Here is a 25,788-nt window from a genome sequence, read left to right as displayed (position 1 = left end):
ATGCGATCTGCAGGTGGGCGTGCGACCTGCAGGAGCGCGTGCGACCTGCAGGTGTGCGATCTGCAGGTGGGCGTGCGATCTGCAGGACGCTGGGTGATTCGCAGGTGCGATTCGCAGGGGATCGGCCGAGTCCGGAGACGTTCTGCTCGCAGAACGAGGCATCTCGCTCGGATGCCCTGCAGACGGCACGATCCCCTGCAGGCCGCACGATCGCCTGCAAACGGCACAGTCGCCTGCAACCCGTAGAGTCCCCTGCAAACGGCACAGTCCCCTGCAGACGGCACAGTCGCCTGCAGACCGCACAGCGGCCCTCAGCCCGCCGGCAGCTCGACGCGGAAGCTCGTGCGCCCCGGCTCGGACGCGACGAGGACGCGCCCGCCGTGGGCGTCGACGACCGCCGCCACGATCGCCAGGCCCAGCCCCGTCGATCCGGTTGTGCGGGCTCGGGAGGAGTCGCCGCGGGCGAAGCGCTCGAACAGCACCGGCACCAGCTCCGGCGCGATGCCCGGGCCGGAGTCGGTGACCGTCACGACAGCGATCGGCCGCCCCTCCGCCACCTCCTCGGCGAGCGCTGCCACGATCCGGGTGCCGGGGGGCGTGTGCACGGTCGCGTTCCGCAGCAGGTTGGCGACCACCTGGTGCAGCCGGAAGGCGTCGCCGCGGATCTCGATCGGCTCCTCGGGGAGCTCGAGGTCCCACTCGTGGTCGGGGCCCGCGGCGTGCGCGTCCGAGAGCGCCTCGATCACGAGCAGTGTCAGATCCACCGGCTCCTTCTCGAGGTCGCGGCCCTCGTCGAGGCGGGCGAGCAGGAGGAGGTCCTCGACCAGCGAGGTCATGCGGGTGGCGGCGGACTCGATGCGGTCGAGGGAGTAGGCCGCCGATTCCGGCAGCTCGGTCCCGCCGCGCCGGGGCAGCTCCGCGTAGCCGCGGATCGCCGCGAGGGGGGTGCGCAGCTCGTGCGAGGCGTCGGCGACGAACTGCCGCACCTTGTCCTCGCTCGCCTGCCGCGACTCCAGAGCACCGGTCACGTGGTCGAGCATGCGGTTGAAGGCGGCGCCGACGCGGCCGACCTCGGTGCGGGTGTCGGCGTCCTCCTCCGGGACCCGCTCGACCAGCTCGACGGCGCCGCGGTCCAGCGGCAGCTCGGCCACGCGGGTCGCCGTCGCCTCCACGCGCTCCAGGGGCCGCAGAGCCACGCGGATGATCACGGTGGCGACGAGGGCGACGAGCAGCATCGCCAGCAGCACCACCACGACGACCACCCAGGTGAGGGAGGCGAGCGTCTCGGCGACCTCGCCCAGGGGGACGCCGACGACGACCAGGGAGCCCTCGACCGCGGCCGCGCGCACGCGGTACGTCCCGAGGCTCCCGGACAGCTCGATGGTCGCCTCCTCGCCCCCCGCGGCGACGGCGGCCGCGAGCACCGAGTCGGCCGGGTCCGAGAACTGCCGGCAGACCCCGTCGGCATCGACGTAGGCGCCGATGAAGGAGCCGTCCGAGCCCTGGACGGCGGTGATGGTGCTGAGGTTCTGGCTCGGGCCGCTCCCGAAGGATCCGCTCGGGCAGGTCGTGGCCTGCTCGATCGCACTCGACCCGCCGAAGCGGCTCGGCCCGTCGAAGTCCTGGAGGCGCGTGATCGACTGGCTGAGCGATGCATCCGTGCTGCCGTAGAGGATCGAGCGCGCCGAGAGCACGCTGACCGCTCCCACGACGCCCGCCGTCACCGCGACGAGCGCGACCACGGCGACGACCATCCGCCGCCGCAGGGTCCACGGCGCGCGCCGGCCGTGGCGGGAGCGGCGGAGGGCGGAGCGGGTCGCGAAGTCGCCGAGCGACGGGCGGCCGGGGCGGCTCACTGGTCGGCGGGCTTCAGGAGGTAGCCGGCGCCGCGCACCGTGTGGATCATCGGCGAGCGGCCGGCGTCGATCTTCTTGCGCAGGTACGAGATGTAGATCTCGACCACGCTCGACTTGCCGCCGAAGTCGTACGACCAGACCCGGTCGAGGATCTGGGCCTTGCTGAGCACACGGCGCGGGTTGCGCATCAGGAAGCGCAGCAGCTCGAACTCGGTGGCGGTCAGCTCGATCTCGTCGCCGCCCCGGCGGACCTCGTGGCTGTCCTCGTTCAGCACCAGGTCCCCCACGACGACCTCGGGGTCGTCCGCGTCGTTGGCGAGCAGGGTGCTGCGGCGGATGAGCCCGCGCATCCGCGCGACCAGCTCCTCGAGGGAGAAGGGCTTGGTGACGTAGTCGTCGCCGCCGGCGGTGAGCCCGGCGATCCGGTCGTCGAGCGCGTCCTTCGCGGTGAGGAAGAGGACCGGGGTCTCGCTGCCGTCGGCGCGGACCCGCTGCAGGACCTGGAGGCCGTCGATGTCGGGGAGCATCACGTCGAGCACGATCACGTCGGGCCGGAACTCGCGGGTGATGGTGATCGCGGCGCGGCCCTCGGCGGCGGTGCGCACCTCCCAGCCCTCGTAGCGCAGCGCCATCTGGAGCAGGTCGGTGAGGGTGCTCTCGTCGTCGACGACGAGGACGCGGATCGGCGTCCCGTCGGCCCGCTTGAGGCGGGTGCGCTGCGCGGGGGCGAGGTGCTTCGAGGGGGCCGGGGTGCTCATGACTCCAGTATCGGGAGTTCCCTATGGATCGGCTATGACCGGCCGATGCCGTCGCTGTGCGCTCCCGATGAGTCCTCGGCGGGATCGGCGTCGAGCTCCTCCGGAGCGATCGCGGCCGTGCGCGCGTAGCCGCGGACCCGTCGGTCGATGAAGGTCGCCGCCCAGAGCAGGACGCCGATCACGAGCAGAACCCCCGCGATCCCGTACTGGGCTGTGTCGCGTCCCGAGGTGATCGGCAGCACCAGGTAGACGCAGGCGATCGCGCCCAGCACCGGCAGCACGGTGGGGGTCCGGAAGTGCCGGTGCTCGACCGGCTGGCGCCGCAGCACCAGAACGGAGACGTTGACGACGGCGAAGACCGCCAGCAGGAGGAGGGAGGTCGTCCCGCCCAGCAGCACCGCGATGGGGTCGGAGGGGTCCCGCGACACGTAGGCGGTGAGGAGCAGGGCGATCACCGTCGTGAAGAGGATCGCGGCCCACGGCGTGCGCCGTCCGCGCAGCACGTTCTGCAGGAACGGCGGCAGCACGCCCTGGCGGCTCATCCCGTAGAGCAGGCGGCTGGCCATCATCATGTTGATCAGCGCGCTGTTGGCCACGGCGAAGAGCGAGATGAAGGGCAGGAGCGTCGAGATCGGGAAGTCGGGCGCCGCGGCCTCGACGACCGTGACGAGCGGAGTGTCGTTGCCGGCCAGCTCCCCCACGGGAACGATCGCGACGGCGAGTGTGGACACGAGCACGTAGACCACGGCGGTGATGCCGAGACCCGTGAGCATCACGCGCGGGAAGATGCGGCTGGGCTCCTTCGTCTCCTCCGCCATGTTCACCGAGTCCTCGAAGCCGACCATTGCGAAGAACGCCAGCGAGGTCGCGGTGCTCACCGCGAGCAGCAGCGACTTGTCCTCCGGTGCCTCGAACGCGACCACCCGCGAGAAGTCGGCCTGCCCGCCGAACACCGCGAAGAAGCAGACGAAGATCACCAGCAGCAGGCCCGAGAGCTCGATGAGGGTGAGCACCACGTTCAGCCCGACGCTCTCGGCGACACCGCGCAGGTTGACCAGGGCGATGCAGACCATGAACACCAGCGCGATGCTCAGGCGCGTCCCCGCACCGTCGCCGAGGCCGAACCCGATCGCGAAGTTGCTCGCGAAGGCGCCCGAGGCGGCGGAGGCCGAGGTGATCCCGCTCGCCATCACGGTGAAGCAGACGAGGAACGTGACGAAGTGGATCCCGAACGCCTTGTGCGCGTAGAGCGCGGCGCCCGCCGCCTGCGGGTACTTCGTCACCAGCTCCAGATAGGAGCAGGCGGTCAGGGTGGCGACGACGAACGCGATCACGAAGGGGAGCCACGCGGCCCCGCCGACCTCGGCCGCGACCTGCCCGGTGAGCGCGTAGATCCCGGTGCCGAGGATGTCGCCGACCACGAACAGCAGCAGCAGCTTGGGGCCGAGCACCCGCTTGAGCTCGGGTGGGGCGGCGGTCTCTCTCGTGGCGGTCATCGTCGGCCCCTCCCCCGTTGCGGATGTGCGCGAGCCTACGACCGCGGGCACCGCCTCGGGAAGAGCGGGTGTCCCCGGGAGGAGGGGGCCGCCCCGGGAGGAGGGCTGCCCCCGGAGGAGAGGGCACCGCTCATCTGGAGCGCACAGCGGGCGGCGACGCTCCGGAGAGGAGGCCTCCCTCCGGTCGGGGCAGCCGAGCGATCCGCGCTCGCCCACCTCGGAAGGGAGCGAAGACCGCGGTCACCGTGCTCGCGAACGTGACCCTCACCGTCCCCGACGGCCGGATGGTGGCCGTTCAGGGCCCGACCGGCGGCGGCAGGTCGACTCTGCTGCAGCTGCTCGGCGCCCTCGACAGGCCGACGTCCGGCTCGGTCCGGCTCGACGGCAGGGAGCTCTCCTCCGCACCGGACGGCGCCCTCGCCGCCGTGCGCGGGACGGAGGTGGGAATCGTGTTCCAGAACGTCGACCTGATCCCCACCCTCACGGCGCTCGAGAACGTCGAGGCCGCCCTCGCCCTACAGAGGGTCCGCGCCGGCGAGAGGGCGGAGCGGGCCCGGGCGGCCCTCGTGCCCGTCGGTCCCGGCGACCGGGTCGACCACCTCCCCGCCGAGCTCTCGGGCGGCCGGCAGCAGCGCGTCGCGATCGCCCGGGCACTGGTCGAGGCTCCCCGCGTGCTCCTCGCCGACGAGCCGACCGGCGCGCTCGAGGAGGGCACCCGCGACGAGATCATGCTGCTGCTCGAGGAGCTGTGGTGGGAGCGCGGGCTGACCCTGATCCTCGTCACCCACGACTCCGCCGTCGCCCGCCGTGCGCAGCGACACCTGCACCTCGCCGGAGGGCGACTGCGCGAGGCCGCCTGACCGCGCGCCAGGCAGGGCCGCGCAGTCCGCTCAGCCCGCGTGCGCTCCGAGGAACGCGAGTGCCCGCGGCCAGGCGTCGGTCGCCGCCTCGGCCTGGTACGTCTGCTCGTTCGCGTCGTTGAAGAAGGCGTGGCCCGCGCCGGGGTAGACGACGACCTCGACGTCCTTGCCCTCGGTCGCCTCGCGGAGGCGCGGCACCTGCTCGACGAGGGGAGCGTCCTGGTCGCCCAGGAAGGCCAGCACCGGCACCTGCAGAGCGCCGAGCTCCTCAGCGGAGGCGGTGACGTGGCCGTAGAAGGGCACGGCCGCCGCCAGACGCGGCTCCGCGAGCGCGAGCGCCCACGAGAAGGTGCCGCCGTAGCAGAACCCGGTGACGGAGACACTGGTCGCGCCCTCCTGCCGCAGGAGCCGCTCGACGAGGGCGCGGAGGATCGCGACGGTGCGCGTCGCGTGCTCCGGGGTGAAGACGGGGGCGAAGAAGGTGCGCAGCTCGACCTGGCGCGGCAGGCGCCGCACCGGGTGGTCGTAGTCCGCGCGCTGCTCCTCGTCGAGCTGCTCGAGCAGGCCGCTGTCGGCCAGGAGCTCGGGAGCGACGACGCTGTACCCCTCGGCCGCGTAGCGGTCCGCGACCGAGCGGATGTGCCCGTCGACCCCCCAGACCTCGTGGATCAGGATCAGCGCCCGGCCGCCCTCACCGCTGCGGTACACCGGTACGTCGTGCTCGGCCAGGGTCCAGGTCTCATCGCTCGTAGGCATGCTCGCACCCTAGCCCCGGACCCCGGGAGCACGCGTCTCAGAAGTCGTACTCGCAGTTGCGGAGGTTCGCCACGTCCTCGGTGAGCGTCGGCTCCCCGCCGAGCAGGAACGCGTAGTTCTTCGAGCTGGAGGCCATGAAGGCGAGCGTCGAGTCGTGCACGCAGTCGCGCTCGGTCAGCAGCACGGACGAGCCCAGGGCCGCCGCCGTCGTCGCTCCCGAGAGGGCGTCGGCGAAGGAGGACCCCGCGGCGAGGAAGACGCTGTCCTGCAGCAGCGACTGGGGGTAGGCGCTGTTCAGCTCGACGCTCGTCTCGTAGCGGTCGCGTCCGGCGATCCTCGAGACCGAGGGGGCGAGGCCGCGACGCGCGAAGTCCGCCACGTACGCGTCCCGGATGGAGGGGTCGCCGCCGAGGAACTCCACGTGCTCCGGGGCCAGGTCCCGCACTGCGGTCTCGGTCGCGGAGTCGGCGCTCGAGGTCGCTCCGTCGACCAGCAGGACGGGCTGCGCACGCCAGCCGGCGATCGGCGCGGCCGACAGGGCGTCGGGGAAGTTCGTGCCGGTCGCGACGAACATGTTCGAGAAGGGGCCGGTGCCGAAGGCGTCCGCGACGATCCGGCGGGAGGTGTCGTAGCGGTCCGTCCCGCCGATGCGCTCGGTGCCGCCGACGATCGAGCGGATCGCGGAGAGGACCCCGGCGCTCACGCTCAGCTCGCTGCCGACGACCACGACCCGCTCCGGGCGGAGGCGGCGGATCTCGTCGGAGACGACCCGCGGCAGCCGGTCGGGATCGGTGAGCAGGAGCGCGCCTCCGAGGGCGGCGGCGGCCGGGCCGGCGCTCAGCGCATCCGGCCAGTTCGCCCCGCTCGCCACGTAGAGCACCGGGATGCCCGGGGAGAAGTAGCTCGTCGCCTCCACCGAGGTCGCGTAGCGGTCCGATCCGGCGAGGCGGCCGGTGTACTGCTGGTAGTCGCTGCTCAGCGAGAGGTCGATCCCGGCGGCCGATCCGCCGACCGGGACGCGCACGTCGCCCGCGTCGCCGGAGCGCAGGACGTGGTCCCAGTAGCTGTCGTCGATCACGTCGTTCTGGCTCGACGCCCGGACGAGGTAGTCGCCGGGGACGACCTGCTGGAACGAGTACGGGTTGTCGCCGCCCGTGATCAGATCGAGCTCGCCGGTGCGGAAGTAGCCGTCGGTGCCCGGGTCGCGGTACCAGATGTCGACGCGCTGGTCGCCCGCGACGCCGCTCAGGCGGCCCTCGAGTGAGCCCAGCCGTGCGGTGCGCAGCTGCACGCCGGCCGCAGGGGCCTGGAGCGGCTCGGCGCTGCGGGCGACGGCGCTGCCGCCGGACCAGAGGTCGGCGTACAGGTCGGCGTTGTCCTTGATCAGCAGGTAGTAGGTCTGCCCGGCGGTGAGCCCGTCGATGCTGAAGGTGAGGTCGCCGGCGACGGAGCGGTTCCCGAGGAGCCCCGCCTCGCTCGACCAGACCTCGACGTTCAGGAGGGCGCCACGAGGGGTGGTGGTCGCGATAGAGCCGTCGGCCTCCTCGACCACGACTCGGCCGCTGATCGACGCGGCAGCGCTCGCGCGGGCGGCGCTCGGCGCCTGGTCGGGCGCGGCGGGCAGGGGGGACTCGGCGCTGGGCTGCCAGAGCGGCTGCCCCTCGGGGAGCACGATCGAGCGGGGCGCGTCGGAGGCGGCGACGGAGGCGACCGACGGCGCGGCGGCCGGTGCGGCGGAGGCGAGCGGGCTGGAGGTGATCGCCAGGGCGGCGACGAGGACCGCGGAGGCGGCGGACCTCAGAACGAGCGGGGACACGGCGGAGTGCCTGCTTCCAGGAGGAGGTCGCCCTGCGGCCGACCCGGCGGAGGGGATCGCGCTCATGCTAGCGGCGGTCCGCGCCCCGTCGCCCTCCCCGATCAGGGGTCAGGAGACGGGCGGCGCGACGAGGATGTCGTCCCACTCCAGAGCGCGCTCGAACCGGAAGCCGTGCCGCTCGTAGAGGCGCCGGGCGTCGCTGCGCTTCAGCACGTCGAGGCGGAAGGGCAGTCCCGGCCGCGCCTCCTCCGCCATCACGCGACGGAGGACGGCGCCGCCGATCCCCCGGCCCTGCACCTGAGGCGCCAGGTAGAAGTGCTCGATCCAGACCGCGTCCGGCTCGACCCGCGCGGCGATGCTCCCGGCGAAGGCGCCGTCGAGCTCGATCACCCGGGTGAGCTCGGGCCGGTAGCCGTCGAGGAAGCGGTGCCGCACGCGGTGCTCGTCGTAGCGGTCGAGCGTCTCGAGCGACGGGCGCATGACGACCGCGCGCAGCTCGGCGATCGCCGCGGCGTCCTCCGCGGTCGCGGGGCGGAGCGACCAGCCGGCGTCGTCGGCCACGGTCAGCGGCCGCGCGGCTTGCGGGTCCGCCGCACGGCCGGCGCGGCCGCCTTGGCGCGTGCCGGCTTCTTCTTGCCGCCTCCGGCCCTCTCCGCCTTCTCGCGCGCCTCCCGCGCCTTCGCCTTGGCGGCCTTCGCGCGCGACTCGACCTTCGGTGTCGCGGCGGTCCCGCGGGTGGTGTTCGCGCTGCGTCCGCGGACGACTCCGATGAAGTCCTCGACGTCGTCGCCCTTGTCGTCCGTCACCCAGGCCAGGCGGACGGAGGAGGGAGCGACGCCGGTCACCGGCACCGCGGTCACGTCCTTGCGGCTGTGCACGCGCGCCACCGACTGCGGCAGGATCAGCACGCCCACGCCGGCCGCGACCTGCTCGACCGCGTCGTCGAGGCCGGCCATGCGCGGCAGCGGGCGTCGCGAGCCGTCGGCGAGCTCCTCGGCGACCGCGGCCCACTCCGGCACGTCCTCCGGGTCCTGGAGGAGGTGCTCGCCGGCCAGCTCGGCGATGTCGAGCTCCTCCGCGGCGGCCAGGGCGTGCTCGCGGCCGAGGACGGCGACGGGCTGCTCGTCGTAGAGGTGGATGGAGCTGAGGGCGGAGGAGGAGACGTCGCCGCGGACGAACGAGAGCTGCGCGCGGCCCTCGAGCAGCGCCCGCTCCTGCTCGCGCTCGGCGACGACGGTGATGCGCAGCGGGAGATCGGAGCGGCGCTGGCCCCAGACACGGGTCCACTTGGTGGGGGTGACGCCGGGCACGAGGGCGACGGCGAGCACGGGGCCGGCGGGAACGGCGTCGGCGTCCTCGGCGTCGTCGTCCTCGACGTCGGCGTCCTCGACGTCGGCGTCGTCCGGCTCGGCGCCGACCGCGTCCACTGCGCCCGCCGCGCCCTCCGGACGCCCCTCCGCCTCGGGAGCGGCCTGCGGGTCGACGGTCTCGGGCTGCTCGCTCATCCCCTCAGGGTAGGTGGTCCGCGCCGCGCCGGTAGGGTTGCCGCATGGCCAAGGCGACACAGACGATGAAGGCTGCGACCGCGGCGAAGAAGCTGCAGGTCTACCTGCCCGCGACCCCGGAGGAGTTCCAGGAGTCGGCGATCACGCGGGAGCAGTACGACGAGCTCGCGGCGAACCCGCCCGCCTGGCTCGTGCAGCTGCGCGAGGAGGGGCCGCACCCCCGCTCCGTCATCGCCTCGCGGCTGAACGTCTCCATCTCGGGGCTCGCCCGCGGCGGCGTCACCGAGGCGCTGACCACTCCCGAGATCCAGGCCCTGCTCGACGAGGTCCCCGAGTGGCTGCGCGTCGAGCAGAACCGCTATGCGGAGGTCCGCCGCGAGCAGGCCCGCATCAAGTCCGAGCGCGCCGCCAAGGCCGCGGGCTGACGCTCCCTCTCCTCGTCGGAGGGACGCCGCCAGGGTCCGCGCAGTGCGCTGCGGATCGAGGCGGCGTCCCTCCGAGCAGGGCCGCCGGCTACTGGTTCGAGAACGCCGCGTCGAACGACGCGGTCGGGGTCTTCCAGAGCAGCGAGCGGATGAAGCCGACGGCCTCCTTCGCGCCGTGCAGGCGGTCCATCCCGGCGTCCTCCCACTCGATGGAGATCGGGCCGGAGTAGCCGATCGACTCCAGCGCCCGGAACGCGTCCTCCCACGGGACGTCGCCGTGACCGGTCGAGACGAAGTCCCAGCCGCGGCGGGGGTCGCCCCAGGGCAGGTGCGAGCCGAGCACGCCCGCGCGGCCGTTCTTCGCGCGCAGGCGGGTGTCCTTGCAGTCGACGTGGTAGATCCGGTCCTTGAAGTCGACGATGAAGCCGACCGGGTCGATGTCCTGCCACATCATGTGCGACGGGTCCCAGTTGAAGCCGAAGGCCGGGCGGTGCCCGATCGCCTCGAGGGTGCGCACGCTCGACCAGTAGTCGTAGGCGATCTCGGAGGGGTGCACCTCGTGCGCGTAGACCACGCCGTTCGCGTCGAACTCGTCGAGGATCGGGTTCCATCGGGTCGCGAAGTCCTCGTAGCCCTCGTCGATGACGGAGGCCGGCACCGGCGGGAACTGCGCCACGTAGGGCCAGATCTTCGAGCCGGTGAAGCCGACGACGACGTCCACGCCGAGCTTGCGGGCGACCCGCGCCGAGCGCTTCATGTCCTCGGCGGCGCGCTGCCGCACTCCCTCCGCGTCGCCGTCGCCCCAGGTGTAGTCGCGCACGAGGGCCTTGTGGCGGAAGTCGATCGGGTCGTCGCAGACGGCCTGGCCGGTGAGGTGGTTCGAGATCGCGAAGACCTCGAGGCCGTAGCGGTCGAGGACCTCCAGGCGCGAGGCGGCGTAGGCGTCGTCCTCGTCCGCGCGCTTGAGGTCGAGGTGGTCGCCCGAGGCCGCGATCTCGAGTCCGTCGTAGCCCCACTCGGCGGCGAGGCGGGCGACCTCCTCGAAGGGCAGGTCGGCCCACTGCCCGGTGAACAGCGTCACGGGACGGGTGGCGGGGTAGGTCTTCTCGTCGCTCATGCGGCGATCTCCGTCCGGTCGTCGGCGGCGGGCACGGTCACCCAGGCGCCTGTCTCGGCCGCGTCGAGCACGGCCTCGGTGATGCGCGCCGCGCGGAGGCCGTCGTCGAAGGTCGGCAGACCCTCGACGTCGGCGCCCGCCACGGCGGCGTAGGTGTCGCGGGCGAACGCCGTGAAGGCGTCCTGGTAGCCCATCGGATGGCCGCTCGGCACGATCGAGAGCCGGGCGGCGTCGGGCGCGAGGATCGAGGCGTCGCGCGGCACCAGCAGGGCGCTGTCGCGCCGTCCCACCCACAGCGTCTCGGGGAGCTCCTGCTCGAAGCGCAGCGACTCCTCCAGCCCGGAGACTTCGAGCACCAGCTCGTTGCGGTGGCCCGCGGTGACCTGCGAGACGAGGAGCGTGCCGACGGCGCCGCCCTCGAGCCGGACGATCAGGCCGGCCACGTCCTCGGTGCGCACCGGGCGGCCGCCGCGCTCGGCGTGGACCGTGCTCGTGATCGCGGCGAGCGAGTCGATCCGGTCGCCGGTGACGAACTCCAGCAGGTCGACCAGGTGCGAGCCGATGTCGCCGAAGGCCCGCGAGCGGCCGCCGGCGGCCGGGTCGACGCGCCAGTTGTCGTCGGAGGCGCCCAGCAGCCAGTCCTGGAGGTAGCTCCCGCGGACCGTGACCAGACGGCCGGTCTCGCCGGAGGCGACACGGGCGCGGGCCTCGCGCACCATCGGGTGGAAGCGGTAGGCGAACGGGACGGTCGCCACCACGCCGGCGGAGGACGCGGCCGCGGCGAGCGACTCCGCCTCCCGCAGCGTCGCGGCGAGCGGCTTCTCGCAGACCACGTGCTTGCCCGCCTCGATCGCCGCGAGCGCGAGTGCGGCGTGCGTGGCGTTCGGGGTGCAGACGTGCACGAGGTCGATGCTGTCGTCCTCGATCAGGGCCCGGGCGTCCGGGTAGGCGCGTTCGACGCCGAGCTCGGCCGCCGCCCGCTCGCCCTTCTCGCGGGTGGAGGAGGCGACGCCGGCGAGCACCGCTCCGGCGCTCCGGGCCGCGCGGCTGTGCACGGCCGCCATGAAGCCGCCGCCGAGCACGCCGACGCGCAGGGGTGCGGGCATCAGGAGAGGGTCGCTTCGGTCGGGTCCCAGCTCTCGGGAAGTGCGGGGCGGGGCGTCACGGAGCTCGTGACGAGGACCTTCTCGCCGGTCTCGGCGGCCTCGAGGAGCGAGAGCATCACGTCGGTGACGTGGTACGCCAGGTCCCCGGAGGCGGCCTCGGGGCGGTCGGCCCGGATCGCACGGGCGAGCTCGAGCACGCCGGTGCCGCGGGAGGCGGTCGAGCCGGTCGCCGCGAGGACCTCCGGCTCGGCGGACCCGCGGCGGTGCAGGGTGATCTCGCCGTCGTGCTGGTTCGGGTCGGGAAGGACGAGGGTGCCCTCGGAGCCGTTGATCTCGACGAAGCCGGTGCGCGGCAGGCTCGACTCGAAGCTCCACACGCCCTGGGCCGAGGCCCCGGACTCGAAGCGGAGCAGCCCGCCGATGTGCGTCGGGATGGTCACCGGGAACTCGGTGCCCTCCTTCGGGCCGGAGCCGACCACGCGGGTGGCGCGGGCCTGGGACGAGACGGCGGTGACGCTCTCGACGGGGCCGAGGTTCTGCACGAGCGTGGTGATGTAGTACGGGCCCATGTCCAGCAGCGGCCCACCGCCCTCGGCGAAGAAGAACTCCGGGTTCGGGTGCCACGACTCGGGGCCGGGGCCCTGGAAGAGGGTGAGGGCGGAGAGCGGCGTGCCGATGGCTCCGCTCTCGATCACGCGCTGCGCCGTCTGGAGGCCCGCGCCCAGGAAGGTGTCGGGAGCGGTCGCCACACGCAGCCCCTTCTCCTTCGCCAGCGCGAGCAGCTCGATCCCGCTGTCGCGGTCGAGCGAGAAGGGCTTCTCGGTCCACACGTGCTTGCCCGCCTCGACCGCGCGGCGCGCGACCTCGACGTGGGCGGCCGGGATCGTGAGGTTCACGACGATCTCGATGCCCTCGTGTGCGAGGAGCTCCTCGACGGTGCCAGAGGCGGGGACGCCGAACGCCTCGGCCTGGGTCCTCGCCCGCTCGAGGTCGATGTCGGCGACGAAGAGCACCTCGAGGTCGGGGAAGACGGAGAGGTTGGTCAGGTACTGGGTGCTGATGTTGCCGGCGCCGATGACGCCGACGCCCACGCGGCCGGTGCCGCTCATGCGCCGAGCCCCGAGACGTAGCGGTGGGCCGACTCCAGGCCCTCGAAGATGTCGCCGGCGTAGGCGTCGAACTCCAGCACGGGCAGGGCCTGCGGAGCGGCGGCGAGGATCGCCGGGACGTCCATCGCGCCCTCGCCCGCGGGCAGCTGCTCCTGGGTGTCGGCCGAGACGGGTCCGTCCTTCACGTGCAGGAAGCGCACCTGGCCGCCGAGGCGTCCGAGCACCTCGACCGGGTCGTCGCCGCCGACGGCCGCCCAGTAGGTGTCGAGCTCGAGGACCATGCGCGGGTCGAGCAGGCCCGCGAGGTGCTCGAAGGCGCTGCGGCCGTCGACGCGGTTCTCGAACTCGAACGCGTGGTTGTGGTAGCCGAGCACCTGGCCGCGGGCGGCTGCGGAGTCGACCAGCGCGTTCAGCTCGTCGGCGATGCGGGCGACGTCGTCCGCGGTGGTCCAGCGGGTCGGATCGACGAAGGGGTCGATCACGGTCTCGACGCCGAGCGAGGCGGCCGTGTCGAGGATCTCGTCCACGGTGGCGTCGCCCTGCGGGCCGAGGAGGCGCGCGTGGGCGCTGGGAGCGCGCAGTCCGCTGGCGGGCAGTGCCGCGCGGTAGGCGTCGGCCAGGTCGACGAACCCGAAGAGCTCGACCGTGGTGAAGCCGATCGCCGCGAGGCGGTCGAGGGTGGCGGGCAGATCGGCCGCGAGCGGCTCGCGCACCGAGTAGAGCTGGACAGAGAGGTCTGAGGGTGTGGCCACCGGTGGGGCTCCTGATCGCATCGGAAGGTGTGCCTCGAACCCTACGCGGACTTTTGCTCACGGACAAGCAAAACTAGCCCTGCACGCCCGCCGAGTCGGGCGCCCACCGCGCAGAAGCGCGGGCGCTGTGGTTGACTCTGGCCATGTCCCCGCGCCGCCGCATCACCGTCAGCGCGGTCGGCGAGCTGCTGCTCCTGCTGGCCGACGGGGCGCCCCGGACGCGGGCAGACGTGGTCGCCGAGACAGGCCTGCCGCGCGCGGCCGTCTCCGCCCAGCTCGACGTCCTGACCGCCTCCGGCCTGGTCGCCCGGCAGGACGACGCCCCCTCCTCCGGCGGCCGCCCCGCCGCCCGCGTGGCCTTCGACCCCCGCGCGCGCAGCCTCCTCGCCGTCGACCTGGGCGCGGCGCACGCCGTCGTGGCCCTGACCGACCTCGACGGCACGGTCCTCGCCCGCCGCCGCGAGAGCATCGCCATCGCCGACGGCCCTCTCGCCGTCCTCGGCCACGCCCTCGACGTCGCCGCGGCCCTGCTCGGCCGGACTCCGGCTGCCGGCCCGCTCGCGGGAGTCGGCGTCGGCGTCCCCGGCCCGGTCGAGCACGCGACGGGCCGCCCGGTGAAGCCGCCGATCATGCCCGGCTGGGACCGCTTCGACATCCCGGAGTTCGTCGGCCGCCGCCTCCCCGTGCCCGTCCTGGTCGACAACGACGTGAACCTGCTCGCGCTCGGTGAGCACGCCGACCACTACGCCGACGTCGACGACCTCCTCTACGTGAAGGTGTCCACCGGCATCGGAGCCGGGATCGTCAGCGGCGGCGCCCTGCAGCGCGGAGCCCTCGGCGCCGCGGGCGACCTCGGCCACGTGCAGGTCCCCGGCGACCGCGGCGAGGCCGACCTCGAGGCGATCGCGAGCGGCTCGGCCATCGCCCGCCGTCTGACCGAGTCCGGGATCGACGCCGCCAGCACCTCCGACGTCGTCACCCTGCTGACCGGCGGGGACCCCACCACCGTCGAGCTCACGCGCGCCGCGGGCCGCGACATCGGCGAGGTGCTCGCCACCTGCGTGAACCTCCTGAACCCCTCCGTCATCGTCGTCGGCGGCAGCATCGCCCAGGCCAGCCACGAGGTCCTCGCCGGGGTCCGCGAGGTCGTCTACCGCCGCTCCCTCCCCCTGGCGACCCGCGCGCTCGACATCGTGCAGGCCGCGGCCCAGGGCGGAGGCGTCCGCGGTGCGGCCCTGATGGTCCGGCGCCACCTCCTCTCCCCCGCGCACGTCGACGCCTTCCTCGACGCCTGAGCCGCTGTCGCGAGCAGTCCCGCACCGGCGGGACGCCGCGCGTCGGCGTGCCGATTCGACCGGGCGCCGCAGGGGGCAGAGAATGAATCGGTGCCCGACCTGCAGCTCTCCTTCCCCTGGGAGACGCAGCCCGTCTTCACGGACGCCGAGCCCCCGCACCTCCGGAGGGTCGTCGCCGACTCCTCGGACCGCGTCGCCTGGCTCCGCGCCCGCTCGCGAGGCATCACCGCGACCGACGTCGCCCGCCTCTCCTCCCCCGCTGCGATCGGCAGGGCTGCGCTCGACAAGCTCTACGGCACCGGCTTCGGCGGCAACGCCTTCACCGACCACGGCCGCGCCCGCGAACCCGAGATCGCCGCCTGGGTGCGGAGCGAGCACGCGATCGAGCCCAGCAGCACCCTCTTCCACGCGAGTCAGGAGCGGCGCCACCTCGCCACTCCCGACGGCATCGGCCTCCGCGAGGACGGCCGGCTCGAACTGTGCGAGATCAAGACCACGACGAAGCCGTGGCGGAGCATCCCGCGCCACTACCTGCGGCAGGTCTTCTGGCAGCAGTACGTCCTCGGCGCGGAGCGCACGCTCGTCGTCTGGGAGCAGCACCGCGACTTCGTGCCCATCGAGGGCGAGCCGAACTCCCGCTGGGTGGACCGCGACGAGGACGAGATCCACATCCTCGTGCGGCTGGCGGGGATGCTGATGGCCGAGCTGCACGAGCGGACGCGCGCCCGGTGACGGTCCTCCTCCTGCACGGCCTGGGCGGCGACCGCTCCCAGCCGCTGGGGCTGCTGCGCTCCGCCCTCCCCGCCGGCAGCGAGGTCATCGCTCCGGACGTCCGCGCCCACGGCGCCTCCGAGCTGCTCGGCGCGCCCGGCGACTTCGCGCTCGAGGCGCTGGCCGACGAGGTGACGGAGGAGGTCGTGCGGGCCGGAGCCGCGCACAAGCCGCTCACGGTGCTCGGCATCTCGATGGGCGCCGCGATCGCCCTGCGCCTCGCCGTCCGACGCGTGCTGCCGATCGACCGCGCCGTCTTCGTGCGTCCCGCCTTCACCGCCGAGCCGCTTCCCGACAACCTCACCGTGTTCCCCGTCATCGCGCAGCTCCTGCACGACCACGGCGCGAAGCGCGGCGAGAGGATGTTCCGCGCCTCGGGCCTGTTCGCGCGCGCCGCCGAGGTGTCCCCCGCGTCGGCGGAGGCGCTGACGCTGCAGTTCCGTTCCCCGCGGGCGGCCGAGCGTGCCGTCCGGCTCGCCCAGATCCCGCGGAACGCCGCCTACCGCGACTCCGCAGAGCTGGGCGAGGTCATCGCGCGCACCCTGGTGATCGCGGCGGAGCGCGACCCCGTGCATCCGGTCGAGGTCGCGGAGGCGTGGGCTAGGGCTCTTCCGGATGCGGACTGCGAGCGGGTGCCGTCGCGGGACGAGGGCTTCGCCGCCCAGCAGGACCGGATCCGCGGGCACGTCCGCGACTGGCTCGCTCGGCGCTGAGGTCCTCGAGCGCGAGCACCAGGCCGACGAACGCGAGCCAGAGCACCGCGATCGCCGTCGCCACGAACTCGAGCGTCCCGCCGAGCCGCAGCCACACGCGCAGCAGCGACAGGATCCCGCCGGTCCCGGCGACGACCGCCACCGAGATCCCGGCGGCGAGCGAGAGGCGCGCGACCGCCGGGCGCCCCCGCACCGTCGCCAGCTGGAGCATCGCGGCGCAGGCGGCGCCGAAGCCGAGCACGGCGGCCGAGGTGTGGATCAGGTCCTGCCACTGGAAGGCCGGCCCGACCGGCAGCGGGCAGCCCGCCGTGCAGGTCACCTGCGAGGCGAGCGCGAAGCAGGCGGCCGCCAGGAGGATCGCCGCGGCCGGGCGGAGGGCGGGCAGCAGGCGGGCGCGCACCGCCCAGGCGCCCGCGGCGATCAGCGCGCCGCCGGCCGCCACGAGCAGCAGCGCGACCTCGAAGGCGCCCGCCGTCGGCAGGTCCGGCGCGCCCATCTCGCTGACGTAGACCCAGCGGCTGGTGCCGATGCTGATCCGCGCGGCCAGGAGGACCACGAGCCCGGCCAGGACCAGGAGGGCACCGCCGACCAGCAGGGAACGTCGGCGTCGCATCCCCTCATCGTGCCAGACCGGGCGCCCGCGACTCCGCGCGCCAATCTTCTCCCGAGGGTGACACCCCCGTAACAGCGCCGACTCATTGCCTCGGTTGACTGGACGCGGCGTCGGATGCGGGATCGGGGGCGACGTCCTCGGCACGCTCCACCCGCACGCCTCAGCGACAGGAAAGGCGACGATGCACACCAGCGCGCTCGGGCACGGCCTCGCGATCGGCGAGATCCCGGAGGAGGTCGTCCTCCCCGACACGATGACGGCGGCGGTGATCGATGCGCCGGGCGACGCCTCCGCCCTGCACCTGGCGACCGTGCCGACCCCCTCCGCCATCAACGCCGAGTTCACCGTGAAGGTGGTCGCGGCCGGCGTGAATCCGCTCGATGCGAAGACGCGCGCGGGCCAGGGGGTCGCCTCGCAGATCGCCTCCTATCCGGCCGTCCTCGGCCACGACTTCTCGGGCGTCGTCGTCTCGAGCCCCTACCCGGCGCATCCGCTGCGGCCGGGCGACGAGGTGTACGGCTTCGTCATGGTGCCGCGCTACTCGGGCTCCTACGCGGAGTACGTCAGCGTGCCGAGCGTCTCGATCGCGCGGAAGCCGTCGACGCTCTCGCACGTGGAGGCGGCCGGCGTCCCGCTCGCGGCGCTCACCGCCTGGGGCATGGTCGTGGAGCTCGCCAAGGCGCACGAGGGTCAGCGGATCCTGATCCACGCCGGCTCGGGCGGAGTCGGCCACTTCGCCGTGCAGTTCGCCGCCTACTTCGGCGCCTCGGTGATCGCGACCGGCTCGACCCGCAACCTGCAGTGGCTGCGCGAGCTCGGCGCCGCGCAGGTGATCGACCACACGGCGGAGCGCTTCGACGAGCTGCTGTCCGGCGTCGACGTGGTCATCGATCTGGTCGGCAACGTCCACGACGACACGGGCTCGCGCTCGCTGAGTGTCCTCCGGCCCGGGGGCCTGATCGTGAACGCGCCCACCGGGAGCTGGCCCGGGTTCTTCGAGGAGGCGGCCGCAGCGGGCGTGCGCGCCTCCACCTACCGCGTCGCACCCGACGGGGCGACCCTCGGCGTGGTCTCGCGCCTGCTCGAGTCGGGCGACGTCCGCGTCTTCATCGACGGCATCTTCCCCCTCGCCCGCGCCTGCGAGGCTCACGAGCAGCTCGAGACGGGCCACACCCGCGGCAAGATCGTCCTCACCGTCTCCGAGGGCTGAGCTCCTCCCCCTCCTCCGCGTCCTCCGCGAGATGCCACTTCAGCACGCTGAGCTCGGCGTGTCGCGTACCGAAGTGGCATCTCGCCGGGAGGGGGTCAGGCGAGCGGGCGCTCGAGGACGAAGTCGTCCTCCCAGCGGGCGCCGACGAGGAAGCGCTTGCGGCCGACGACTTCGAAACCGTGCTTGGCGTAGAAGCGCTGAGCGCGCGCGTTCTCCTCGTTGACGCCGAGCCAGGTGCCGGCGGCTCCGTGCGCACGCGCTTCGTCGAGGGTCGCACCCATCAGCGCGGAGGCCGCTCCGGAGCCGTGCCTGCCGGGGAGGAGGTAGAACTTGCTGAGCTCGACGGTGGGACGCACCCGGATCGCCGCGACGACGTCCGCATCGGCGGGCTCCCCGCGCACGAGCATCGCGTACGCGGTCAGAACCCCGGAGTCGTCGTCGACCAGGAGCGAGCGGAGCGGGTCGACGAGGTGGTCGCGGAAGCGCTCGACCGACAGGACCGTGCGCATGAACTCGGCCTTGGCCTCCTCCGTCGTGTGCGGCGGGCAGGCCAGCGGGAAGGTCGCGGCGGCCAGCTCGGCCAGGGCGGCGGCATCGGCGGGAGACGCCCGGCGGACGGTCACGCGAGGCGCGGCGGAGAGAGGCGGATCACCGGACCAGTATGCCGGGACGACGAAGGAGGGGGCCCGCCGAAGCGGACCCCCTCCTCACGTCGGTGCGTGTCGGGCTCAGGCCAGGACGTTGACGTCCAGCGGGATGCCGGGGCCGAAGGTCGTCGAGACGGCGGCCTTCTGGATGTAGCGGCCCTTCGAGGAGGACGGCTTGAGGCGGAGGATCTCGTCGAGCGCGGTCTTGAAGTTCTCCTGGAGCTGCTCCTCGGTGAACGCGGCCTTGCCCACGACGAGGTGCACGTTGGCGTGCTTGTCGACGCGGAACTCGATCTTTCCGCCCTTGATCTCGGTCACGGCCTTCGCCACGTCCGGGGTCACGGTGCCGGTCTTCGGGTTGGGCATGAGGCCGCGGGGGCCGAGCACCTTTCCGAGACGGCCGACCTGGCCCATGAGCTCCGGGGTCGAGACGGCGGAGTCGAACGAGGTGTACCCGCCCGCGACCTTCTCGATGAGCTCGGCGCCGCCGACCTCGTCGGCACCGGCGGCCAGCGCGGCCTCGGCGGCCGGACCGGTCGCGAACACGATGACGCGGGCGGTCTTGCCCGTGCCGTGGGGCAGGATGACCGTGCCGCGGACCATCTGGTCGGCCTTGCGGGGGTCGACACCGAGCTTGAGGGCGACCTCGACGGTGCTGTTGAACTTGGCGGAACCGGTCTCGCGGGCGAGCGCGACGGCCTCGTCGGCCGTGTAGAACTTGCCCTCTTCGAGCTTGGCCGCGGCGGCCCGGTAGGCCTTCGACTTCTGTGCCATGTTGTTTCTCCTTGAAACGAGAATGTGGTTCTAGAGCCTGGCGGGCTCTCCCACGGGGGTGATGGAGTTCTGGTGGTGCCGCGATCGCGGCCGTGAGTGCTGCTCGCGGGAGGCGGAGCGTGCGCAGAGGTCCTCGAGGTGCAGCGCGCGACACCGGTGAGGGGTCGCGGTCGCGTTCTCGAGGCTTCCGCGGCGAGTCCACGCTGGTGAGCGCGGGGTTGCCGCCGTCGAGCAGCGCTTCGCGCTACTCGACCGTGATGCCCATCGAGCGGGCGGTGCCGGCGATGATCTTCGCGGCGGCGTCGATGTCGTTGGCGTTCAGGTCGACCTGCTTCGCCTCGGCGATCTCGCGGACCTGCGCCTGCGTGAGCTTCGCGACCTTCACGGTGTGCGGGGTCGAGGAGCCCTTGGCGACGCCGGCGGCCTTCTTGATGAGCTCCGCCGCGGGCGGGGTCTTCAGCACGAAGGTGAACGAGCGGTCCTCGTAGACGGTGATCTCGACGGGGATGACGTTGCCGCGCTGCGACTCGGTCTGCGCGTTGTACGCCTTGCAGAACTCCATGATGTTGACGCCGTGCTGACCGAGCGCCGGACCGATCGGGGGCGCGGGGTTGGCCGCGCCGGCCTTGATCTGGAGCTTGATCAGGCCGGTGACCTTCTTCTTGGGGGCCATTCTGATTCCTTTTCTCAGGGTTCGAGCGGTCGGGGGCTCCCGGCCGCTCTCCCGCGCATCCGACGGTGCCGGATCGCGGTGGAGGAGGGTCGTCCGGCGCGCACAGAGGCGGGCGCCGACACGAAAACCCGTACGAGCTTACACGAGCGGGGCCACCCCCGACAGGGCGCGGGCACCGTCCGCCCGCGGCGCCCTCCGCGGGCAACTGTCCGATCCGCAGGGGTGCGCGCGATCTGCAGGAGTGCGTGCGATCTGCAGGTAAGTGGGCGATCTGCAGGGGGCTGGCTGTGCCGTGTGCAGGGGATCTCGACCACGGCTGACCGTTCAGGCGGAGGAAAGCGCTCCCACGCGCGGAACGCCTGCAGATCGCACCGGTCGCGCGGAACGCCTGCAGATCGCACCGGTCGCGCGGAACGCCTGCAGATCGCACCGGTCGCGCGGAACACCTGCAGATCGCACACACCACAGGTCGCGCGGGCGGCTCCGGGCACGACGCCGCAGACGACGAACGCCCCCTCCGCCGCAGCGGAGAGGGCGTCGACGCGGGTCCGACGGACTAGAGCTTGGTGACCTGGTCGAACGACAGCTCGACCGGGGTCTCGCGCTCGAAGAGCGAGACGAGCACGGTGAGCTTGCCGCTCTCGGGCTTGATCTCGCTGATCGAGCCGGGAAGACCCGCGAACGAGCCCTCCTTGATGGTGATGGTCTCGCCGATCTCGAAGTCGACCTCGGCGGGCAGCACGCGCTGGGCCTGCTTCTGGCCCTTGGCGCCGGCGGTCTTGGAGGGGGCGACGTCCTTGATCTCGACGAGGCTCTTCAGCATCGTGAAGGCCTCCTCGAAGCGCAGCGGGGTCGGGTTGTGGGCGTTGCCCACGAAGCCGGTGACGCCAGGGGTGTGGCGGACGACCGACCACGAGTCCTCGTTGAGGTCCATGCGCACCAGCACGTAGCCGGGGATGCGCACGCGGGTGACCATCTTGCGCTGGCCGTTCTTGATCTCGACCACGTCCTCCATCGGGACCTGGACCTCGAAGATGTAGTCCTCGGCCTCGAGCGAGACCTTGCGGTTCTCGATGTTCGACTTCACGCGCTTCTCGAAGCCGGCGTAGGAGTGGATGACGTACCACTTGCCCGGCTTGCCGCGCAGCTCGGTGCGGAAGGCCTCGTACGGGTCGATGTCGGCGAGGTCCTCTCCGGCGGACTCGGCGTCCTCGGCGGCGACCTCGGCCTCGTCCTCGACGGCCTCGAGGGCCGCTTCGGCCTCCTCGACGGTGTCGATGTGCGCGGCCTCGTCGACCGCGGAGTCGGCCTCGGGGTCGTCGACGGAGCCGATGGCGTCCAGCGCGGCCTCGAGGTCGGAGGCGAGGTCGTCCTCGGACTCGTTCTCGTCGATGATGCTCAGCGCACCCTGCTCGGCGGGCTCGACGGCGTCCTCGGCCTGCGACTGGACGTCGCCCTCCTGCTCCTCCTCGACCTCCGACGACTGCTCGGCAGCCGTCGCCCAGTCGACGTCGTCGCGGTTTCTGTCAGACACTCGTCACAACTCTCTCTCGATCGATCGGTCGCGCCCCTCGGGGCGCGTCCCGCTGTCGCCGGCACCCTCCGCTCGCGCGGCCCGGATGCTCTCGGGTCAGGCGGCGGGTGTGCCGAACACGTAGGTCACGGCCAGGGCGAACACCCAGTCGAGGAAGGACACCAGCGCCATCATGATGACGACGAAGATCAGCACGACCACGACGTAGTTGCCCAGCTCCTTGCGGGTGGGCGTCACGACCTTCTTCAGCTCGGCGATGACCTGCCGGATGAAGAGGGCGATGCGCGCGAACGGGTTGCGCCGCGCGGCTCGCTGCTGATTGGCGATCGCGACGACGTCCTCGCTCGGCTCGTCGACTGCTTTCCCGGCCACCTGCACGCACCTTTCCCGCACCGGAACCTCCGGTGTGGCCGACCGCCCGTCATGGGCGGCCCTGGACCGATGACCGCAGCGTCGCGGGGACCGCGTGCGACGGGCATCGATGTGCAGGGCGGACAGGGCTCGAACCTGCAACCTGCGGTTTTGGAGACCGCTGCTCTACCAATTGAGCCACCGCCCTATGGATGCCGTTGCGAGCATCCGAGGAGGAGACCGACCCGCCGCCCCACCGCCGCGACCCTCGCGGGCGCTGTGGATGAGGGCAGAGATCGACTACCTCGGACGAGTGTACGTGGACCCGCAGGGCGTGTCCAGCCGAGCGGCGGGGGGCCTCGGAGCCCCGTGCGCGCGCAGGATACGCTGGCCGTCGTGTCCTCCACCACGCGCATCTCCGCCCGCATCGCCGCCATCGCCGAGTCCGCCACTCTGAAGGTCGACGCCAAGGCGAAGGCCCTCCAGGCCCAGGGCCGACCGGTCGTGTCCTACGCCGCCGGCGAGCCCGACTTCCTCACTCCCGAGCACATCGTCGAGGCCGCCTCGGCCGCCGTGCTCGACCCGAGGAACTACCGCTACACCCCCGCCGCGGGCCTCCCCGACCTCCGCGCGGCCATCGCGGAGAAGACGGCGCGCGACTCCGGATGGGCCGTCGACCCGTCGCAGGTCGTGGTCACCAACGGCGGCAAGCAGGCCGTCTACCAGGCGTTCCAGACCCTCCTGGACGACGGCGACGAGGTGCTGGTGCCGACCCCCTACTGGACCACCTACCCCGAGGCGATCAAGCTGGCCGGCGGCGTGCAGGTGGACGTGTTCGCGGGAGCCGACCAGGGGTACCTGGTCACGGTCGAGCAGCTGGAGGCCGCGCGCACCGAGCGCACGAAGGTGCTCCTGTTCGTCTCCCCCTCCAACCCCACCGGCGCCGTCTACTCGGCCGAGCAGACCCGCGAGATCGGCGAGTGGGCCGAGGAGCACGGCCTCTGGATCATCGCCGACGAGATCTACCAGAACCTCGTCTACTCCACCGGCGACCAGGACGACGCGAGCCCGCTCGAGCGCGCGACCTCCATCGTCGAGGCGGTGCCCGCCCTGCGCGACCGGACGATCCTCGTCAACGGCGTCGCGAAGACCTACGCGATGACCGGCTGGCGCGTGGGATGGATGGTGGGCCCGGCCGACGCGATCAAGGGGGCCTCCAACCTCCAGTCGCACCTCTCGAGCAACGTCTCGAACATCTCGCAGCGCGCCGCGATCGCCGCCCTCACGGGACCGCAGGAGCCGGCCGAGGAGATGCGCCTGGCCTTCGACCGCCGCCGCCGCACCATCGTCGCCGAGCTGAACGCGATCGACGGGATCGAGTGCCCCACCCCGGGCGGCGCGTTCTACGTCTACCCCGACGTGAACGGACTGCTGAACCGCGAGTGGAACGGCACCACCCCGACGACCTCCCTCGAGCTCGCCGACCTCATCCTCGAGCAGGCCGAGGTCGCCACCGTCCCCGGCGAGGCCTTCGGACCGAGCGGCTACCTCCGCCTCTCCTACGCCCTCGGCGACGACGCGCTCCTCGAGGGCGTGCGCCGCTTGCAGAAGCTCTTCGGCACCGATTAGACCCTCTCCTCCTGCGTCGTCGATCGGCCGCGGTCGGCTCGACGACGCAGGAGCGTCGCAGAGAGCGGGATGCGTACCGCGGACGACGATCCGCTGACACGCGGATCGCCGGTCACCGCTCGCACGGTGATCGCGGGGACTGCCCCCGGCCTGTCCGACAGATGAAGGGTGCCTGCCATCTCGGGGCGGGCAGGGCAAGAGGGAGGCGGAAATCAGGGATCACTGTCGCCGGAGGGGTTCGACAGGGCACGCTGTGACGATGAGCGAAGACCACGCCGTCCGAGTCCGCGACCTGCGGAAGGACTACGGGGGCGCTCCGGCGGTCGCGGGAGTCTCCTTCGACATCCACCGGGGCGAGACCTTCGCGCTCCTCGGCCCGAACGGCGCCGGCAAGTCGACGACGATCGAAATCCTCGAGGGCTATCGTGACCGCTCCGGCGGCGAGGTCTCGGTCCTCGGGGTCGACCCGCGCCACGGCGACCTGGCGTGGAAGGCGCGACTGGGCATCGTCCTGCAGTCCAGCGGCGAGTCCGGCAACGCGACGGTCCGTGAGCAGATCGCGCACTTCGCCGGCCTCTACCCGCGACCGCGCGACGTCGACGAGACCATCGAGGCCGTCGGACTGACGTCCAAGGCTCGCTCGCGCATCGGCCGCCTCTCGGGAGGCCAGCGCCGACGCGTCGACGTCGCCCTCGGCATCATCGGCCGCCCCGAGCTGGTGTTCCTCGACGAGCCCACCACAGGTTTCGACCCCGAGGCCCGCCACTCCTTCTGGGACCTGATCGCCCTGCTCAAGAGCGAGGGCACGACCATCCTGCTCACCACGCACTACCTCGACGAGGCCGCCCGCCTCGGCGACCGCGCCGCCGTGATCTCCGGTGGGCGGCTCCTGGCCCTCGGCCCGATGAGCGCGATCGGAGGGGACGAGGCGCGCGTCCCCATCGTGCAGTGGCGCGAGGACGGCGTGCTGCACCGGCTGCGCACCACCGAGCCCGCCCGGACCGTCGCCGAGCTCCACTCCCGGATCGGGGAGCCGACGGCCCTCGAGGTCGTCCGCCCCAGCCTCGAGGACATCTACCTCGACCTCATCCGCGAGGACCGCGACGCGGTCGACCTGATCGGAGAGCCCGCGTGACCGCCGCCGCCACCCGCCCCCGCACCCTCTCCACCGGTCCGGGACGCACCGTCCGCCTCGGACTCGCCCGGGCCCGCTACGAGATCCGCTCGTACTTCCGCGCTCCGGACCAGGTGTTCTTCACCTTCCTCTTCCCGGTGCTGCTCCTGACGATCTTCTCGGTCGCGTTCGGCGACACCGCGGTGATGCAGGCGAACCCCCAGGACCCGGGCATCCCGATGGCGGAGTACTACGTGCCGGGCCTGGCCGCGGCCGGGATCCTGCTCTCGGGCGTCCAGAACCTGGGCGTCGACATCGCGGTCGAGCGCGGCGACGGCACGCTCAAGCGCCTCGCGGGAGCACCGCTGCCGGTCTTCAGCTACTTCATCGGCAAGTTCGGCCAGGTGCTCGTGACGAGCCTCGCGCAGACGGCCCTGCTGCTCCTCGTCGCGGCGACGGTGTTCTCGGTCGCGCTGCCCACCGACAGCGGGCGCTGGGCGACCTTCGCCTGGGTCTACCTGGCCGGAGTCGCGACGTCGGCCATCCTCGGCATCGCCGTCTCCGCCCTGCCCCGCTCGGGCAAGAGCGCGACCGCGGTGATCGTGCCGCCGCTGCTCGTGCTGCAGTTCATCTCCGGGTCGTACCTGTCGTTCACGACGCTGCCGGACTGGCTGCAGAACACGGCCAGCGTCTTCCCGCTCAAGTGGATCGCGCAGGGCATGCGCGCCGTGTTCCTGCCGAGCGGGTTCGAGGAGGCGGAGGTCAACGGGTCGTGGGACCTCGGCGGCGTCGCGCTGGTGCTCGGGATCTGGCTCGTCGTGGGACTCGTCGCCTGCCGCTTCGGCTTCCGCTGGATCCGCCGCGACAGCTGAGGCGGAGGAGGCCGCGGCCGAGGAGCGCGCGTCCTC

Annotated in this window: 26 protein-coding genes and 1 tRNA gene; 9 read left to right on the top strand and 18 right to left on the bottom strand. The window is 72.7% G+C overall.

Translation table 11 applies throughout. The annotated features are described in order from the left end of the window. Positions 1-311 precede the first annotated feature (311 nt). From C5D44_RS14345 to C5D44_RS14335, 3 genes are read right to left on the bottom strand one after another with little or no spacing between them, the layout of a single operon-like run. Positions 312-1,856 carry a cell wall metabolism sensor histidine kinase WalK gene (locus C5D44_RS14345; RefSeq protein ID WP_219815356.1) on the bottom strand — a complete coding sequence of 515 codons (1,545 nt, stop codon included), beginning with the start codon at positions 1,854-1,856 and terminating at the stop codon, positions 312-314. Next, positions 1,853-2,614 carry a response regulator transcription factor gene (locus C5D44_RS14340; RefSeq protein WP_104223650.1) on the bottom strand — a complete coding sequence of 254 codons (762 nt, stop codon included), beginning with the start codon at positions 2,612-2,614 and terminating at the stop codon, positions 1,853-1,855. The genes C5D44_RS14345 and C5D44_RS14340 overlap by 4 nt, the downstream gene beginning before the upstream one ends. 32 nt (positions 2,615-2,646) lie before the next feature. After that, entirely contained in the window at positions 2,647-4,110 is a 1,464-nt protein-coding gene (locus C5D44_RS14335; RefSeq protein WP_104277380.1) for an APC family permease, read from the bottom strand. Between the two features lie 257 nt (positions 4,111-4,367). Here C5D44_RS14335 and C5D44_RS14330 point away from each other — a divergent pair, with 257 nt between their 5' ends. Next, positions 4,368-4,970: an ABC transporter ATP-binding protein gene (locus C5D44_RS14330; protein WP_308471649.1), complete on the top strand. Its 603-nt coding sequence runs from the start codon at positions 4,368-4,370 to the stop codon at positions 4,968-4,970. Between the two features lie 30 nt (positions 4,971-5,000). Here the strand turns inward: C5D44_RS14330 and C5D44_RS14325 are convergent, their stop codons facing one another. The 4 genes from C5D44_RS14325 to C5D44_RS14310 all read right to left on the bottom strand — a co-directional run bounded on the left by C5D44_RS14325 (position 5,001) and on the right by C5D44_RS14310 (position 9,047). Continuing rightward, on the bottom strand, positions 5,001-5,726 hold the full coding sequence (locus tag C5D44_RS14325) for a dienelactone hydrolase family protein (protein ID WP_104282054.1): 726 nt from the start codon (positions 5,724-5,726) through the stop codon (positions 5,001-5,003). A gap of 37 nt (positions 5,727-5,763) precedes the next feature. Next, the gene (locus C5D44_RS14320) at positions 5,764-7,542 is read right to left on the bottom strand and encodes a cell wall-binding repeat-containing protein (protein WP_104282053.1); all 1,779 of its coding nucleotides are present in this window, start codon (positions 7,540-7,542) and stop codon (positions 5,764-5,766) included. 108 nt (positions 7,543-7,650) lie between these two features. Further along, positions 7,651-8,103 (bottom strand): GNAT family N-acetyltransferase, encoded by a 453-nt coding sequence (locus C5D44_RS14315; protein WP_258065112.1) that lies wholly within the window; start codon positions 8,101-8,103, stop codon positions 7,651-7,653. 2 nt (positions 8,104-8,105) lie between these two features. Next, a complete protein-coding gene (locus C5D44_RS14310; RefSeq protein WP_104282052.1) occupies positions 8,106-9,047 on the bottom strand; it encodes a LysR substrate-binding domain-containing protein in 942 nt (313 codons plus the stop codon). Positions 9,048-9,091: 44 nt separating this feature from the next. On the opposite strand from C5D44_RS14310, the gene C5D44_RS14305 reads away from it, so the two are divergent. Continuing rightward, positions 9,092-9,472, top strand: a complete 381-nt coding sequence (locus tag C5D44_RS14305; RefSeq protein ID WP_104282051.1) for a DUF5997 family protein — start codon at positions 9,092-9,094, stop codon at positions 9,470-9,472. An 88-nt stretch (positions 9,473-9,560) separates the two neighbouring features. Here C5D44_RS14305 and C5D44_RS14300 read toward each other — a convergent pair whose 3' ends face one another. Genes C5D44_RS14300 through C5D44_RS14285 form a run of 4 tightly spaced genes read right to left on the bottom strand, consistent with a single transcriptional unit; the run spans position 9,561 to position 13,556 of the window. Then, positions 9,561-10,589, bottom strand: coding sequence for a sugar phosphate isomerase/epimerase (locus tag C5D44_RS14300; RefSeq protein WP_181118520.1), 1,029 nt, complete (start codon positions 10,587-10,589; stop codon positions 9,561-9,563). Further along, a complete protein-coding gene (locus C5D44_RS14295; protein ID WP_104282050.1) occupies positions 10,586-11,695 on the bottom strand; it encodes a Gfo/Idh/MocA family protein in 1,110 nt (369 codons plus the stop codon). The genes C5D44_RS14300 and C5D44_RS14295 overlap by 4 nt, the downstream gene beginning before the upstream one ends. Then, on the bottom strand, positions 11,695-12,804 hold the full coding sequence (locus tag C5D44_RS14290; RefSeq protein ID WP_104282049.1) for a Gfo/Idh/MocA family protein: 1,110 nt from the start codon (positions 12,802-12,804) through the stop codon (positions 11,695-11,697). Before C5D44_RS14290 ends, C5D44_RS14295 begins: the two co-directional genes overlap by 1 nt. Further along, on the bottom strand, positions 12,801-13,556 hold the full coding sequence (locus C5D44_RS14285) for a sugar phosphate isomerase/epimerase (RefSeq protein ID WP_258067996.1): 756 nt from the start codon (positions 13,554-13,556) through the stop codon (positions 12,801-12,803). The genes C5D44_RS14290 and C5D44_RS14285 overlap by 4 nt, the downstream gene beginning before the upstream one ends. Before the next feature lie 143 nt (positions 13,557-13,699). On the opposite strand from C5D44_RS14285, the gene C5D44_RS14280 reads away from it, so the two are divergent. The 3 genes from C5D44_RS14280 to C5D44_RS14270 all read left to right on the top strand — a co-directional run bounded on the left by C5D44_RS14280 (position 13,700) and on the right by C5D44_RS14270 (position 16,335). Continuing rightward, positions 13,700-14,851 carry an ROK family transcriptional regulator gene (locus C5D44_RS14280; RefSeq protein ID WP_104223637.1) on the top strand — a complete coding sequence of 384 codons (1,152 nt, stop codon included), beginning with the start codon at positions 13,700-13,702 and terminating at the stop codon, positions 14,849-14,851. Between the two features lie 99 nt (positions 14,852-14,950). Then, positions 14,951-15,583, top strand: a complete 633-nt coding sequence (locus C5D44_RS14275; RefSeq protein WP_104238303.1) for a YqaJ viral recombinase family protein — start codon at positions 14,951-14,953, stop codon at positions 15,581-15,583. After that, positions 15,580-16,335, top strand: a complete 756-nt coding sequence (locus C5D44_RS14270) for an alpha/beta fold hydrolase (protein ID WP_181118519.1) — start codon at positions 15,580-15,582, stop codon at positions 16,333-16,335. The genes C5D44_RS14275 and C5D44_RS14270 overlap by 4 nt, the downstream gene beginning before the upstream one ends. Here the strand turns inward: C5D44_RS14270 and C5D44_RS14265 are convergent. Continuing rightward, positions 16,223-16,948: a DUF998 domain-containing protein gene (locus C5D44_RS14265; protein WP_104282046.1), complete on the bottom strand. Its 726-nt coding sequence runs from the start codon at positions 16,946-16,948 to the stop codon at positions 16,223-16,225. The two genes, C5D44_RS14270 and C5D44_RS14265, sit on opposite strands and share 113 nt — an antisense overlap. A gap of 181 nt (positions 16,949-17,129) precedes the next feature. On the opposite strand from C5D44_RS14265, the gene C5D44_RS14260 reads away from it, so the two are divergent. After that, positions 17,130-18,158 (top strand): NADP-dependent oxidoreductase, encoded by a 1,029-nt coding sequence (locus C5D44_RS14260; RefSeq protein WP_374953941.1) that lies wholly within the window; start codon positions 17,130-17,132, stop codon positions 18,156-18,158. Between the two features lie 95 nt (positions 18,159-18,253). Here the strand turns inward: C5D44_RS14260 and C5D44_RS14255 are convergent, their stop codons facing one another. The 6 genes from C5D44_RS14255 to C5D44_RS14230 form a co-directional block, all read right to left on the bottom strand. Then, positions 18,254-18,781: a GNAT family N-acetyltransferase gene (locus C5D44_RS14255; protein ID WP_104282045.1), complete on the bottom strand. Its 528-nt coding sequence runs from the start codon at positions 18,779-18,781 to the stop codon at positions 18,254-18,256. 105 nt (positions 18,782-18,886) lie between these two features. Further along, positions 18,887-19,579: a 50S ribosomal protein L1 gene (gene rplA, locus C5D44_RS14250; protein WP_104223633.1), complete on the bottom strand. Its 693-nt coding sequence runs from the start codon at positions 19,577-19,579 to the stop codon at positions 18,887-18,889. A gap of 244 nt (positions 19,580-19,823) precedes the next feature. Then, positions 19,824-20,252: a 50S ribosomal protein L11 gene (gene rplK / locus C5D44_RS14245; RefSeq protein WP_104223632.1), complete on the bottom strand. Its 429-nt coding sequence runs from the start codon at positions 20,250-20,252 to the stop codon at positions 19,824-19,826. A 556-nt stretch (positions 20,253-20,808) separates the two neighbouring features. Then, on the bottom strand, positions 20,809-21,786 hold the full coding sequence (gene nusG, locus C5D44_RS14240) for a transcription termination/antitermination protein NusG (RefSeq protein ID WP_104277368.1): 978 nt from the start codon (positions 21,784-21,786) through the stop codon (positions 20,809-20,811). Between the two features lie 96 nt (positions 21,787-21,882). Then, positions 21,883-22,158 (bottom strand): preprotein translocase subunit SecE, encoded by a 276-nt coding sequence (gene secE / locus C5D44_RS14235; RefSeq protein ID WP_068208793.1) that lies wholly within the window; start codon positions 22,156-22,158, stop codon positions 21,883-21,885. 114 nt (positions 22,159-22,272) lie between these two features. Beyond that, a tRNA-Trp gene (locus tag C5D44_RS14230) sits at positions 22,273-22,345 on the bottom strand. A 179-nt stretch (positions 22,346-22,524) separates the two neighbouring features. Here C5D44_RS14230 and C5D44_RS14225 point away from each other — a divergent pair. The 3 genes from C5D44_RS14225 (at position 22,525) to C5D44_RS14215 (ending at position 25,752) form a co-directional block, all read left to right on the top strand. Then, positions 22,525-23,766: a pyridoxal phosphate-dependent aminotransferase gene (locus tag C5D44_RS14225; protein ID WP_374953942.1), complete on the top strand. Its 1,242-nt coding sequence runs from the start codon at positions 22,525-22,527 to the stop codon at positions 23,764-23,766. 259 nt (positions 23,767-24,025) lie between these two features. Beyond that, on the top strand, positions 24,026-24,901 hold the full coding sequence (locus C5D44_RS14220; RefSeq protein WP_104277386.1) for an ABC transporter ATP-binding protein: 876 nt from the start codon (positions 24,026-24,028) through the stop codon (positions 24,899-24,901). Beyond that, entirely contained in the window at positions 24,898-25,752 is an 855-nt protein-coding gene (locus C5D44_RS14215) for an ABC transporter permease (RefSeq protein WP_104277367.1), read from the top strand. The genes C5D44_RS14220 and C5D44_RS14215 overlap by 4 nt, the downstream gene beginning before the upstream one ends. The last annotated feature ends 36 nt before the right edge of the window (positions 25,753-25,788 follow it).

It is taken from the genome of Rathayibacter sp. AY1B5 (assembly GCF_002932795.1).
Classification (GTDB): domain Bacteria; phylum Actinomycetota; class Actinomycetes; order Actinomycetales; family Microbacteriaceae; genus Rathayibacter.
The sequence above is the reverse complement of the archived record's forward strand: the minus strand, read 5'-3'. Positions and strand labels throughout refer to the sequence as shown.